Source organism: Bradyrhizobium huanghuaihaiense (assembly GCF_025200885.1).
GTDB lineage: Bacteria > Pseudomonadota > Alphaproteobacteria > Rhizobiales > Xanthobacteraceae > Bradyrhizobium > Bradyrhizobium huanghuaihaiense.
Genome location: NZ_CP104172.1, coordinates 2,729,680 through 2,742,937, shown reverse-complemented (window position 1 = coordinate 2,742,937; position 13,258 = coordinate 2,729,680). Strand labels below are relative to the sequence as shown.

The 13,258-nt window shown below is 65.2% G+C and carries 13 protein-coding genes; 3 read left to right on the top strand and 10 right to left on the bottom strand.

What is annotated here, in order from left to right; all coding sequences use genetic code 11:
* The first annotated feature begins 83 nt into the window (after nucleotides 1-83).
* Together N2603_RS12945 and N2603_RS12940 are read left to right on the top strand one after the other, a co-directional pair.
* On the top strand, nucleotides 84-866 hold the full coding sequence (locus N2603_RS12945) for an ATP-binding cassette domain-containing protein (protein WP_260389075.1): 783 nt from the start codon (nucleotides 84-86) through the stop codon (nucleotides 864-866).
* A complete protein-coding gene (locus N2603_RS12940) occupies nucleotides 863-2,419 on the top strand; it encodes a glycine betaine ABC transporter substrate-binding protein (RefSeq protein WP_260389074.1) in 1,557 nt (518 codons plus the stop codon). Before N2603_RS12945 ends, N2603_RS12940 begins: the two co-directional genes overlap by 4 nt.
* 153 nt (nucleotides 2,420-2,572) lie before the next feature.
* Here the strand turns inward: N2603_RS12940 and N2603_RS12935 are convergent, their stop codons facing one another.
* The 3 genes from N2603_RS12935 to N2603_RS12925 all read right to left on the bottom strand — a co-directional run bounded on the left by N2603_RS12935 (nucleotide 2,573) and on the right by N2603_RS12925 (nucleotide 6,183).
* Entirely contained in the window at nucleotides 2,573-3,505 is a 933-nt protein-coding gene (locus N2603_RS12935) for an IS110 family RNA-guided transposase (protein ID WP_260384990.1), read from the bottom strand.
* A 197-nt stretch (nucleotides 3,506-3,702) separates the two neighbouring features.
* Nucleotides 3,703-5,415 (bottom strand): sulfatase-like hydrolase/transferase, encoded by a 1,713-nt coding sequence (locus N2603_RS12930; protein WP_260389072.1) that lies wholly within the window; start codon nucleotides 5,413-5,415, stop codon nucleotides 3,703-3,705.
* A 198-nt stretch (nucleotides 5,416-5,613) separates the two neighbouring features.
* The gene (locus N2603_RS12925) at nucleotides 5,614-6,183 is read right to left on the bottom strand and encodes a TetR/AcrR family transcriptional regulator (protein WP_260424189.1); all 570 of its coding nucleotides are present in this window, start codon (nucleotides 6,181-6,183) and stop codon (nucleotides 5,614-5,616) included.
* A 190-nt stretch (nucleotides 6,184-6,373) separates the two neighbouring features.
* Between N2603_RS12925 and N2603_RS12920 the strand changes: the two genes are divergently transcribed.
* Entirely contained in the window at nucleotides 6,374-6,994 is a 621-nt protein-coding gene (locus N2603_RS12920; RefSeq protein ID WP_260389071.1) for a hypothetical protein, read from the top strand.
* Nucleotides 6,995-7,001: 7 nt separating this feature from the next.
* Here the strand turns inward: N2603_RS12920 and N2603_RS12915 are convergent, their stop codons facing one another.
* The 7 genes from N2603_RS12915 to N2603_RS12885 all read right to left on the bottom strand — a co-directional run bounded on the left by N2603_RS12915 (nucleotide 7,002) and on the right by N2603_RS12885 (nucleotide 13,256).
* The gene (locus N2603_RS12915) at nucleotides 7,002-7,853 is read right to left on the bottom strand and encodes an SDR family oxidoreductase (RefSeq protein ID WP_260389070.1); all 852 of its coding nucleotides are present in this window, start codon (nucleotides 7,851-7,853) and stop codon (nucleotides 7,002-7,004) included.
* A gap of 477 nt (nucleotides 7,854-8,330) precedes the next feature.
* The gene (gene ilvC / locus N2603_RS12910; protein WP_018640837.1) at nucleotides 8,331-9,350 is read right to left on the bottom strand and encodes a ketol-acid reductoisomerase; all 1,020 of its coding nucleotides are present in this window, start codon (nucleotides 9,348-9,350) and stop codon (nucleotides 8,331-8,333) included.
* 134 nt (nucleotides 9,351-9,484) lie between these two features.
* Nucleotides 9,485-10,087: a LysE family translocator gene (locus tag N2603_RS12905; RefSeq protein ID WP_260389068.1), complete on the bottom strand. Its 603-nt coding sequence runs from the start codon at nucleotides 10,085-10,087 to the stop codon at nucleotides 9,485-9,487.
* Between the two features lie 7 nt (nucleotides 10,088-10,094).
* Nucleotides 10,095-10,970 carry an EamA family transporter gene (locus N2603_RS12900; protein WP_260389066.1) on the bottom strand — a complete coding sequence of 292 codons (876 nt, stop codon included), beginning with the start codon at nucleotides 10,968-10,970 and terminating at the stop codon, nucleotides 10,095-10,097.
* 49 nt (nucleotides 10,971-11,019) lie between these two features.
* A complete protein-coding gene (locus N2603_RS12895) occupies nucleotides 11,020-11,715 on the bottom strand; it encodes a class I SAM-dependent methyltransferase (RefSeq protein ID WP_018640840.1) in 696 nt (231 codons plus the stop codon).
* Between the two features lie 3 nt (nucleotides 11,716-11,718).
* Complete coding sequence (ilvN, locus tag N2603_RS12890; protein ID WP_018640841.1) at nucleotides 11,719-12,261, bottom strand: acetolactate synthase small subunit; 543 nt, start codon at nucleotides 12,259-12,261, stop codon at nucleotides 11,719-11,721.
* 23 nt (nucleotides 12,262-12,284) lie between these two features.
* Nucleotides 12,285-13,256 (bottom strand): threonine dehydratase, encoded by a 972-nt coding sequence (locus tag N2603_RS12885; protein WP_260389063.1) that lies wholly within the window; start codon nucleotides 13,254-13,256, stop codon nucleotides 12,285-12,287.
* Nucleotides 13,257-13,258: the final 2 nt, after the last annotated feature.

The window sequence follows — 13,258 nt, the reverse complement described above, 5'->3', positions numbered from 1 at the left end:
ACCCCACCCCGTCTCACATTTCGCTGCGCTCAATGTGAGCCGACCCTCCCCCTCCAGGGGAGGGTAAGAGCGAGCCCACCGCGATGTCTTCCAAGTTGGCGATCAGCTACCAAACAGCCACCAAGAGCTTCGGCTCCCTTAGGGCTGTGGACGATGTGTCGCTCGACATTGCGGAGGGCGAGTTTCTGGCCGTCGTGGGCGGCTCCGGCTCGGGCAAGACCACGCTGCTGCGGCTCGCCAACCGGCTGATCGAGGCCGATAGCGGCACCATCACGGTCGAGGGCGAGGACGTGCGGAATGTCGATCCGGTCGCGCTGCGGCGCCGGATCGGCTACGTCTTCCAGAGTGGCGGGCTGTTTCCTCACTTAAGCGTCGCCGACAATATCGGCATCACGCCAAAGCTGCTGGGCGAGCCGGCAACGACTATCGCAACGCGCGTCGACGAGTTGCTGGAGCTCGTGCAGCTCGACCGCGCATCGCATCGCGACCGTCTGCCCGAGACACTCTCCGGCGGCCAGCGCCAGCGCGTCGGCGTGGCGCGCGCGCTCGCTGCAAAACCCCGCATCGTGCTGATGGACGAGCCGTTCGGCGCGCTCGATCCCCTCACCCGCGATACTCTCGGTGACGACTATCGCACGCTTCACCGCAGGCTCGGCCTGACCACCGTCATGATCACGCACGACATGACCGAGGCGATCCTGCTCGCCGATCGGATCGCGGTGATGCGCGGCGGAAATGTGCTGGCGCAGGGCACGCCCGCAGAGCTCTCGCGCAGCAGCGATGCTTATGTGCTGGAGCTGCTGCGCACGCCGCGGCGCCAGGTCGAGCGGCTGAATGCACTGCTGCCGCAGAGCGGTGCGGCATGAGCCTCTTCACCGATCCGCGCTGGGGCGAGGCGCTGTCGCATCTGCCTGATTATCTCGGCAACCATGTGCGGGTGAGCCTTGCCGCGCTGGCGCTTGGGCTTGCCGTCAGCCTGCCGCTGGCGATCCTGACACGCAACCGTCCGGCGCCGCGCGGCATCCTGCTCGCACTCGCCAGCATCGTGCAAACCGTGCCCGGGCTCGCGCTGCTCGCGCTGTTCTATCCGCTGCTGCTCCTTGCGGCCTCGGTCACGCTCGCCTGGTTCGGCGTTTCCTTCTCGGCGTTCGGTTTCCTGCCGGCGATGCTGGCGCTGGCGCTCTATTCGATGCTGCCGGTGCTGCGCAACGGCATCACCGGCCTCAACGGCATCGATCCCGCGCTGATCGAGGCGGCCAAGGGCGTCGGCCTGACGGCGCGACAATCGCTTGTCATGGTCGAGCTGCCGCTGGCGCTGCCGGTGATGATGGCGGGCATCCGCACCGCCGCGGTGTGGGTGATCGGCACCGCGACGCTCTCGACGCCGATCGGGCAGACCAGCCTCGGCAACTACATCTTCGCCGGGCTCCAGACCCAGAACTGGGTGTTCGTGCTGTTCGGCTGCGTTGCCTCGGCCCTGCTCGCGCTCGCGGTCGACCAGCTGCTCGGCCTGATCGAGAGCGGCCTGCGCCGCCGCAGCCGCTTGCGCAGCGGGCTCGGCGCAGTCGGAATCGCCGCGCTGGTCGCCGCAACGCTGGTGCCGACCATGGGACGCTCGTCGCAAGGCTATGTCGTCGGGGCCAAGACGTTTGCCGAGCAATATGTGCTGTCGGCGTTGATGAGGGACCGCCTCCAGGCGGCCGGCCTCTCGGCCACGGCGCGGTCAGGCCTCGGCTCCAGCGTGATCTTCGAGGCGCTGAAGGCGGGCGACATCGATCTCTATGTCGACTATTCCGGCACGCTCTGGGCCAACCAGCTGCATCGCACCGACATCAAGCCGCGCGCAGAACTGGTGGCGGAATTGAAGACGGCGCTCGCCAAGGACAACATCACCCTGCTCGGCGAGCTCGGCTTCGAGAATGCCTATGCGCTGGTGATGCCGAGGAAACGCGCCGAGGCGCTCGGCATCCGTACCATCGCCGACCTCACCGCGCATGCCGCGACGCTGTCGATTGCCGGCGACTACGAATTCTTCTCGCGTCCCGAATGGGCGGCACTGCAAAAGGCCTATGGGCTGCAGTTCCGCGCCCAGCGCCAGATGCAGCCGGACTTCATGTATGCGGCGGTCGCCAGCGGCGAGGTCGACGTCATCGCCGGCTACACCAGCGACGGTTTGATCGCCAAATACGAGCTCGTCACGCTCGACGATCCCAAGCACGCGATCCCGCCCTATGACGCCATCCTGCTGCTGGCCCCGAAGCGCGCCGGCGACGAGCGGCTGCACGCCGCCCTCCAGCCGCTGCTCGGCAAGATCGACATCGCCACCATGCGCGAAGCGAATTTGCGCGCCAGCGGCAACGACGCGAACTCGTCGCCGGATGCAGTGGCGAAATGGCTGTGGGAGAAGATTAAGCAGTAGGTCCGCTGCACACCCCGTCATCCTGAGGCGCGAGGCGTGCGCTGCGAAGCAGTGCGCGCGGAGCCTCGAAGGATGAACGGCCACGATGCAGCCGGGCCGTACATCCTTCGAGGCCTCCGCTACGCTCCGGCACCTCAGCGACTGTGTTCTTCGTCAAGCGGTTTGCCATGGTTTTCGGTCCCTGAGCATGGCGTTGAGGGTGGTCAGGAGCTTGCGGGCAACGGCGATGAGGGCGACCATTTTCGGCTTACCGGCGCTGACCAGGCGGCGATAGAAGACCTTGAGCTGCGGATGGCACCGGATCGCCGAAAGAGCGGCCATGTAGAGGGCCGCCCGCAGGGCGGATCGGCCTCCGCCGATCTTGCTCCTGCCCTTCCATCGGCCGGACTGGCGGACGAACGGGGCAAGTCCGGCGAGGCTTGCGATCTGGCGCCGATTGAGCGCGCCAAGCTCGGGGACTTCGGCAAGGAGGGTGCGCGCGAGTGTGTTGCCAACACCGGGAAAGCTGATCAGCAAATCCTCCTTGTCCCGCCAGACCGGCGAACCGCGCACCAGTGTGTCGATGTCGTTGTCGATATCCGGCAGTTCCTTCTCGAGCAGCTTGATGTGGCGAGCAAGGCCCTTGCGGATGCGGACGTTCTCAACCCGTTGCTCGCGCTGGCGTTCGGCGACGATCATCTCAATGATCTGCCGTCGGCGAGCGACCAACTCGGCCAGCAGCCGCGCCTGCTGATCCGGGACGGGGCGCAAGGCCGGCTTCACCGCCTCGACGAACCTTGCGATCACTGCCGCATCGATCGGATCCGATTTGGCGCGCTGACCGATGGCCTGTGCGAAATGCCGGATCTGGGCCGGATTGATCACCACCAGCGGCAGCTGGGCGCCGGCCAGTGCCGCGGCGACGACGGTCTCGAAGCCTCCCGTCGCCTCCACCCCAACCAGCGTCGGCGAACAGCTCAGAAGGCGCGCAACAAGTTCTTCCAGGCCCTTGCCATCGCGCGCTACGGCAAACACTTCTCCGATCGGACGGACATGCACGTCCAGCCGGTCCTTCGACACATCAATGCCAACATAGATCGCGTCCATCTGCACCCATCCTTGCGCAACCGGGCTCGCCAGGCGGCCCCCGCGACTGTTCGGGTTCAATGGAACAACGGACGGGGCGCCGCGCTGAGGAACGGGCTTCAAGGCCCTTGGATGAAGCGGTCTCCCGTCCGTTACCGCATCGGACACTCTATCCGATCCAGTGAGTCGTGACTTACAAGGATGACGGTGACAAAAAACTACAATCCCCGGATCATTCCCGCGTTGATCAGCAGCCGGTTCAGCCGCCGCGCCTCGGCGCCGTCCTTGCAACCGTAGAAGAGGCCCTTGCAGCGGAGCATGATCGCCTTCTGCTCGGCGAAGGACGGGTCAAGCGGGATGCCGGCGGCTTCCTGGATCACCAGCGGCAGGTAGGGGCCGTCGATCGTGTCCATCACGGCATCGCTTTTCACCGGCTCGAAATTGACGGCGTCGATCGCGTAATAGGTCGCGTAGAGGCGCGGATCGTAGGCGTCGAGCTTCTTGCCGATCGCGCCCTCGTCGAGCCCGGGCTCGAGCAGGTTCGGCGCAAATTCGGGCTGATGATCGCCATAGCGCACGATCAGGAAGGGCTCGCCGGGAAAATTCTTCTTCAGCCCCGCGACGAACGCCTTGTACTGCTCGGCGCTCATCGCCTGCCGGCGCAGATATTCGTCGATGGACGCCACATTGCCCGGCGCGCGCCAGTTCGGCAGCAGGTCCGGGCGGAAGCGCGTCTCCCAGGGGAAATGATTGGCACCGAGATAGATGAAGGTGAACAGCGGCTTGTTCGGCGGCTGCTGGCCCATCAGCTGAAGCGCCTTGTCGTAGAAGAAGCTGTCGGGCTCGACATCCTTCGCGCCGAGGTCTTTCGAGTCGAGGAAGCGCTCGATGCCGGTCGTCATCTGGAAGCTGCGCGCGCCCATGAAGCCGCCATAGGCGGGATAGAGCGACATCGTGTCGTAGCCGCAGCGGCGCAGCGCCAGCGGCAGGCCGCGCTCGACACGGCCTGTTGCGATGCGCGTCACGAAATAGGCGAAGCGGCCGAACGAGCGCGAGGAGAGCCCTGCGAGCACGTTGTACTCGGTGAACCAGCTCGGGCCGCCATTGCTCTCGGCAAGGAAGGTGCGCTGCTTGCCGTCCCACGACTTGAAATGATCGCCATAGCGCGACGGCACCTTGATGCCCTGCGCGGCACGGATGTCGAAGCTGGATTCATCATGGATCATGATGATGTTCGGCCGGCGGCCGGCAGGATGGCAGGCATCGACCAGCGGCATGTTGAGCCGCTCGTTGGTCGACGCCGCCGACTCCATGAAGCCGTACTGCGCGAAGTCTGAAACGGCGGTGACGCCCGAGCGAAAGAACTTCGAGAGATAGCCGTCGTCGTAATAGCCGCGCCAGGCCTCGTCCGGATGATAGAGCGAATAGCCGACCAGGGCGGCAAGGCAGGCGAGCTTGCAGGTGAACGCCGGCAGGCGACGGATGCGGAACGGATCGAGCCACCACAGCGCATACATCAGCGGCAGCGTGACGAGGCCGGCCAGGATCACCGACCAGCGCAAGTTCGGGAAGATCGTGAACAGGAAGGCGACCGTGTCGCGGTCGATCATCATCAGGTCGATGAAGTTGACCGTCATCTGTACGACGTCGTGCTTGAGCCGCGACAACAGCACCAGCACGACGACCATGGTCAGCGACAGCGCGCCCGACAGCGCCGGCCGACGCAGCAGCGTGATCCAGAAGAAGTTGAGGATGCCCCAGGCGAGAGCGAAGGACAGGCGCGAGCCGAAATCGGTCTCGGTCTCGTACATCAGTGCGAGCGCGGCCAGATGCGGCGCTGCGACCGCGAGCAGCCGCCAGATGCCGAGCGCAACGACGCTCGCCAGCACGGCGGTTGTGGCAGAAGGACCTGGATTCGGCGCGGACGCCATCGACGACACGCAACTCTGGTCCGGCGCGGGTATGCAAAGCCGTCTGGCCGGTCCCAAGACGGCTAGGGCGTCCGGCGCAGCCGGAAACCTGCACCGTGTCATAAAATTGTAACGGAACAGTCAAGAACAGGCAACGTGCGCCGCGGTCCGACCTTCGCTTAATGGTGGTGGGTGGCGAAGCGCCGTCCGCCTTATCCCTCAGCGCTTCGCGATCCCCGCGATGAACAGGTCGATCACCGCTTCCGCCATCCGCTCGATCTCCCCCTCCTCGACGCCCCAGCGCGGAAAATGGCCGTCGAGGTTCATCCGCGCGAAACCGTAGACCAGGGCGCGGCCGGCGATCTGGATGCGCTTGAGGTCGGCCGACCGCAGCAGGCCCTGCGCGGCCGCGTCAGCCAGCATCTGCTCCGTCAGCGCGATCAGCTCGGCATTGTCACGCGTCAGCTCCGCCGAGCTGCCATGGGCGAAGTAACGCCCCGTCGAGATGATCTCGAAATGCGCGGGGTTGCGCATCGCCCAGCGCAAATAGGCGAGGCCAAAGGCGCGGAAGCGCAGAAGCGGGTCGGCGGCCGGAGCCTCGGCCAGCGCCGCCTCGATCTCGGTCCGGAAGCGCCGCTGCGCCTCCCCGGCCGCGGCTGCCATCAGCGCATCGCGGTTGGGGAAGTGTCGGAACGGCGCTCCCGGGGACACCGCAGCCCGGCGCGCGGCCTCACGTACCGAGACTTCGGCGCCTTCCGATGCGAGCTGCAACGCAGCGTCGATCAACACACGACGGAGGTCCCCGTGGTGATAGGGCCGGGCTTCAGATATCTGGCGGTGTGCGCGCGGCTTGGAGGTCGGACGGGCGGACATGGCGCCTTCTAGCATCACCCCATCGTGAATGTAAGCAGCGATTACACCATTGACGGATGGGCGATCCCCAAATGTAATCAATGATTACATAAAGAGGGAGATCGTCATGTCGCAACGTCAAGGCTGGCTGGAAGGCTGGCGGCTGCTGGCCGCGCTCGTCGTGAGCCTGATCGCGCTCAGCCTGTGGATCGCGGCGATGCGGCACTTCGACGTCGAGGGCGTGCGGATGGTGATCCGCTTCACGGCGCGAAGCTCGCTCACGCTGTTCTGCCTCGCCTTCAGCGCCGCGGCGCTGGCGCGGCTGTGGCCGAATGCCTGGACGCGCTGGCAGCGCCGCAACCGCCGCTATCTCGGCCTCAGCTTCGCCGCCTCGCACACCATCCATGCGGCTGCCATCGTCGCCTTCGCCAGGATGGATCCAGCCGGCTTTGCCGAGGCCACCTCGGCGGCCTCCTACATCTTCGGCGGCATCGGCTATGCCTTCATCGTCGCCATGAGCGCGACCTCGTTCGACCGCACCGCCGCGCTGCTCGGGCCGCGCGCCTTTCGCGCGCCGCACCTTGTGGGCGGCTATTACCTCTGGCTCCAGTTCATGGTGTCGTTCGGCAAGCGTGTGCCGGCGATGCCGCTTTACGCCGCCTTCCTCATTCCGCTGCTCATCGTGATGGCGTTGCGGCTGATCGCGATGGCCGCCCATCCGCGCGGACGGACGGCGGAGGCGAGCTGAACGTCGGTCACCCCTGCGGCAGCAGCCCGAGCCGCTTGGCGATGATGCGATCGACCGTCCGCTTCGGCAGCACGGCGCCGATCAGGTGACGCAGCGGATCCGGCGTGATCTGGTAGCGCACCTTGGGGCTCGCCGCCGTCAGCGCCTCGAACACGATCTCGGCGATGTGCTCGGCCGGCAGGCCCTTGGCGCCAAGCTCCATCATGAAGGCCATCACCTTGTTCAGCGCCGGCAGATAGGGCGAGTTCTTGTAAACGGTGAGATCGATCTCTTCGGCCTTGCTCCAGATCGGCGTCTTGACCGCGCCGGGGGCGACGATGATGACGTCGATGCCGAACAGCATCAGCTCGCGGCGCAGGCTTTCCGACAAGCCCTCGACGGCGTGCTTGGAGGTGCAGTAAGGCGCCGACAGCGGGTTGCCGTTCTTGCCTGCGACCGAGCTGATCATCACGATCCGGCCCTTCGGCCCCTTCAGCGAGGGATCGGCGCCGAGCAGCGGCCCGAACGCCTGTGTCGCGATCACAGGCCCGATAACGTTGATGTCCATCTGGCGGCGGAAATCATCGGCCGACAATTCGAGCACGGGACCGGCGACCGCGATGCCGGCATTGTTGACGAGGCCGGCCAGCGTCTCCCCGACCAGCACCTCGCGGACTTTTCGCGCAGCAGCGAGGACTGCGGCTTCGTCGGTGACGTCAAACAGGAGCGGGGTGAAGTTCGCACCGAACTCCCCCTGAAGCCGGTCGGCGTCGGCCTGCTTACGGACGCTGCCGAAGACACGATAGCCGCGCCCGATCAGATACTTTGCAACGGCCCAGCCGATGCCGGTGGATGCGCCGGTGATGACGACGGATCGCATGGTCCCCTCCCCTCGAGTTCCCGCGATCATGTAGGAGGAAGGCACGGTCGCGCAATGCCGTCCAACGCTCAAGAAGGTGCAGCCAGTGTCGGTTCTTAAGATGAAGCGGCGTGCGAACGTTGCGACAGGAGGTCGAAGCGCCTTAAACAAGCGGATAAAGCGCCGAATCCTTAGCCCTGAAGACGCACGGCTTTTGACGAACCCGGACTTCTAAAAAAGTTCTGAAAACGACGCGATGCCAAGAATGTGGTTTAAGCGTCAGTTCTTGGTCTCAAGGAGCACGTCAACTCGCGAAGAATTTGAATGAAGCAGCAATGCTTCGCGCGAGAAGGCGAGAAGGAAAGAGCGAGACCGCTGTCTGCGATCTCGCTCCACCATAGCCGCGAAGGTTTTAAGATTTGGTTTGGCAAGCGAAGCTTGTGCTTCGCTCGTCATTCCGGGGCGCGTTCGCGCGAACCCGGAATGACGGCGTAGCCGTCAGTTCTTGCTCTTGTCGACCAGCGCGCCCTTCTTGATCCAGGGCATCATGTCGCGGAGCTTCGCGCCGACTTCCTCGATCGGGTGCGCGGCGAGCTTGGCGCGGGTCGCCTTGAACGAGGTCTGGTTGACCTTGTTCTCGAGCATCCAGTCGCGGGCGAACTTGCCGCCCTGGATGTCGGCCAGAACCTTGCGCATCTCCTTCTTGGTCTCGTCCGTGATGATGCGCGGACCGGTGACATACTCGCCGTACTCGGCGGTGTTGGAGATCGAGTAGTTCATGTTGGCGATGCCGCCTTCATAGATCAGGTCGACGATCAGCTTCACTTCGTGCAGGCACTCGAAATAGGCCATCTCCGGCGCGTAGCCGGCTTCGACCAGGGTCTCGTAGCCGCCCTTGATCAGCTCGACCAGGCCGCCGCAGAGCACCACCTGCTCGCCGAACAGGTCGGTCTCGCACTCTTCCTTGAAGGTGGTCTCGATGATGCCGGCGCGGCCGCCGCCGACGGCCGAGGCGTAGGACAGGCCGAGGTCATGAGCGTTGCCCGAGACGTCCTTGGCGATCGCGATCAGGCAGGGCACGCCGCCGCCGCGCTGATACTCCGAGCGCACGGTGTGGCCGGGGCCCTTCGGCGCGATCATCAGCACGTCGAGGTCGGCGCGCGGATCGAGCAGGTTGAAGTGGACGTTGAGGCCGTGCGCGAACACGAGGGCGGCGCCCTTCTTCATGTTGTCGTGCAGGTGCTCGCGATAGATGTCGCCCTGGAGCTCGTCCGGGGTCAGCATCATGACGAGGTCGGCCCATTTGGCGGCTTCGGCGACTTCCATCACCTTGAAGCCGGCGGCTTCCGCCTTCTTGACCGAGCTCGAGTCCTTGCGCAGCGCAATGGCGACTTCCTTGACGCCGGAATCCTTCAGGTTGAGCGCATGGGCGTGGCCCTGGCTGCCGTAGCCGACGATGGCGACCTTCTTGCCCTTGATCAGGTTCAGGTCGGCGTCGCGATCGTAATAAACACGCATAGGTCGTTTCCTCGTTCAGGGCCGAAAATCGGCCGATGGTCAGTGTCCGAAGGGTGAAATTTGCGGATTTCGGGGGCTGTCTAGAGCATTTTCAGCCCTGAGGGAAACCCGTTTCTGCATGGAAATCCGCGGCATCATGCATCCATGAAAACGGGGTAGAGGGAGGCCAGCAGCAGGATCGCCATCAGGATGTTGAAGGCGCGGACCAGCCGCTCGGAGGTCAGGATCGGCCGCAATGCAGTGCCGAACAGCGCCCAGACCACAGTCGAGACCGTGCCGACGAGCAGGCTGATCAGGGTCTGGATCACGATGTTGATGGGAAACTGGGCAATCGCCGCGTAGGCGGTGATGGTGCCGATCACGATCACCCAGCCCTTGGCGTTGATCCACTGGAACATGGCCGCGCCCCAGAAGGTCATCGGACCGCGGCCGCTGTCGCCGCCCGGCGTGGTCGGACTGGACATGGCGATCACCGCAGCAAGATAGATCAGGTAGACCGCACCGGCATATTTCAGAATGGTCTGGAGGATCGGATAGGCCAGGAACACGGTGCCGAGCCCGAGGCCGACGGTGGCGACCATGAAGGCAAAGCCGATGACGATGCCGACGATGTGCGGGATGGTGCGGCGGAAGCCGTAGGTCAGGCCGGAGGACAGCAGCATGATGTTGTTCGGCCCGGGCGTGAAGTACATCACCACCATGAAGGCGAGGAAGGCATAGAACAGCGAGTAGGCCATGTTCACCTCACGCGGTCTTCGGCAGGACTTGCGGGCGCCTCGCCAGCACCATCACGGCGATACCACCGATCACGGTGAGCATGCCGGCGAGGCGCAGCGGGCCGAACCGTTCACCGAACACGATGCTGGAGGCGGCGGAGCCGACGAACGGCACCAGCAGCGCGAACGGCACCACCTGGGCCGCGGGATAGTCGCGCAAGAGGCGGCCCCACAGCCAATAGGCGATGCTGGTGGAGATGCCGCCGAGCATCAGCATGCAGAGCGCCGACGCGAGCGACAAGTGCGTCAGGGACGTCCATGTCGCCACCGGTCCGTTGGCGATCAGCGCCAGCACGAACAGCGGCACGGCCGAGGCGAGGCACAGCCAGGCAAACAGGTCGAACATCGGCACGCCGCGGGCGCCGCGCAGCAGCAGATTGCCGACGGCAAAGCTGAGCGGCGAGATCATCAGCACCGCAAAGGCGGCAACGCTGAAATCATAGCCGACGGTGCCGCAGATCATCAGCAGGCCGATCGCAGCAACGACGATGCCCAGCGTCTGCATCGGCGTCGGCCGCTCGCCGAACGCGAGCGCGGCAAAGCCGATCGTGAACAGGGCCTGGCTCTGCACGACGACGCTGGTCAGGCCCACCGGCACGCCGTGGGCAATGCCGTAGGCCTGCGACAGGAACTGACCGAGGAACAGCGTGAAGCTGATCGCGATCAGCAGCGACCAGGCGACCTTCGGCTTGGGAATGAACAGGCACGGCACCGCGGCGATGGTAAAGCGCAGTGCCGTCATCAGCTCCGGCGGCAGCTCGTCGAGCGCGATCCGGCTCGCCACGAAGGCAAGCCCCCAGATGATCGCCACCATGACGGCGATGAGGATGTCGGCCGGCTTCATTGTTGTTTCCGGTTCTGCTTTGTCCTGCAGCCCTGTTTGTTGTTCTGGTCTAGCCTTGCTCGCCGGCTTTCGGTTTCCGCAGCAGATACGTGCCGTGCATCGGTGCGTGGTAGTCGGCCGAGACCAGCGTGAAGCCGACGTCGGTCAGCATCCGCTCCATCACCCAGCCGAAGGTGGAATATTCGTCGCGCATATGCGTCACCACGCCCTCGCGCGAGAAATCGTGGTTCTTGATCTGGAAGTCGGCCCATTGCTCGACGTCGCGCTCGACGGCGTCAGGCATCGACGCATAGACGATGTCGCGCAAGTAGAAGCTCGCACCCGGCTTCAGCGCGCGATAGATCCGCGACATCGCCACCGCCTTCCAGAAATCCGGCAGATGGTGCAGCGTGAACTCGCTGACGATGAGGTCATAGGATTCCGGCCGATAGGCGAAGCTGAGCAGGCCGGCGGACTGGGTGCGCACGGGCGCCTTGCGGTCGCGTGCGTAGATCTCGGCGAGCGCCAGCATCGCCGGCGAGATGTCGATGGCGTCGACCTCGGCGCCCATCAGCGCCGCTTCGGTGGCGAGCACGCCGTTGCCGCAGCCGATGTCGGCGATGCGCCAGCCGCGCTGGACCCCGAGCATTTTCAGCGCGGCGCGCGCCCGCAGATCGGCATCGTCATGGTTGTCGTAGATCGACGCCACGGCGGGCTCGATCCCCATCCGGTTCCGCTCGTTGTAGTACCAGTCGCGCGCCAGCATGGCTCACATCCCTTCAGGCCCGCGACCGATCGCGGCAACACCCGTACGCGACACCTCGACAAGGCCGAGCGGGCGCATCAGATCGATATATTGATTGATCTTGTCCGTATTGCCTGTGATCTCGAACACAAAGCTCTCGGTGGTGGCGTCGATCACCCGGGCGCGGAACGCGTCCGCGAGCCTGAGCGCCTCGACCCGATGCTCGCCCTGCCCGCGCACCTTCACCATCGCGAGCTCGCGCTCGATCGAGCGCTTGGTCTGAGTCATGTCGACGACCTGGTAGACCGGGATCATGCGGTCGAGCTGGTTCTTGATCTGCGCGATCACCATCGGCGTACCCGTGGTGACGATGGTGATGCGCGACAGATGCTTCTGGGCCTCGGTCTCCGAGACCGTGAGGCTCTCGATGTTGTAGCCGCGACCCGAGAACAGGCCGATGACGCGCGCAAGCACGCCCGGCTCGTTCTGCACGAGCACCGCAAGCGTGTGCGTCTCGTTGGGATCGTGGCGGTCCTCGATGAAATAGGCGGATGCGGGCTGGTTCATTGTCGTCCCCTCTTGTCTCTCCGTCACGCCATCGCTGGCGCGTCCGTCCCGACCCAACGGCGGAACAGATCGAAATCGATATTGCCGCCGGACAGCACGAGACCGACGCGCTTGCCCTTCAGCTTGCTCTTTTCCTGCAGCGCCGCGGCCAGCGCGGCGGCGCCGGCGCCTTCGGCGAGATTGTGGGTGTCGGTCCAGTAGGCGCGGATCGCGGCGGCGACCTCGTCGTCGCTGACCTCTACGATGCACGAGGCGCCCTTGCGGATCAGCGCGAACGCATCCTCGTCGGGGATGCGCGTCGCCATGCCGTCTGCGAGTGTATTGGCAGTCTCGGTCGTCACGATCTTGCCGGCCGCCAACGACAGCGCATAGGACGGCGCTTCCGTCGACTGCACACCGACGATCTCGGTCTTCAGGCCGAGCAGGTCGCGCGCCATGATGCAGCCGCAGATGCCGGAGCCCTGCCCGATCGGCACATAGAGGATGTCGAGATCGGGCGCGGACCTGAACAGCTCCAGCGCGTAGGTCGCGACACCCAGCACGAGGTCCGGATGGAACGACGGCACCATGTGGAGCCCGGCGAACTGCGCGCGGCGCTCGGCTTCCTCGCGTGCCGCCTGAAAGTCCTCGCCGTGCTCGACGAGCTCGGCACCAAAGGCCTTCATCGCGCGGTTCTTCTCGACCGAATTGCCGCGCGGCACATAGATCACCGCCGGCACGCCGTGGCGGCTCGCGGCAAAGGCCAGGCTCTGACCGTGATTGCCGCGCGTCGCCGAGATGATGCCCGGTGTGTTCGGCCGCTCGCGCTTCAGCCGGTCGAGATAGACGAGCCCGCCGCGCACCTTGAAGGCGCCGATCGGCGTGTGGTTCTCGTGCTTGACCACGACCTCGGTCCCGAGGCGTTCAGCGAGCAGCGGCCAGCCGCGCGCCGGCGTTGCCGGCACCGCCTGCCCCACGATCGCATGTGCGCGCTCGAGCTCCCTCAGGTCGAACATGG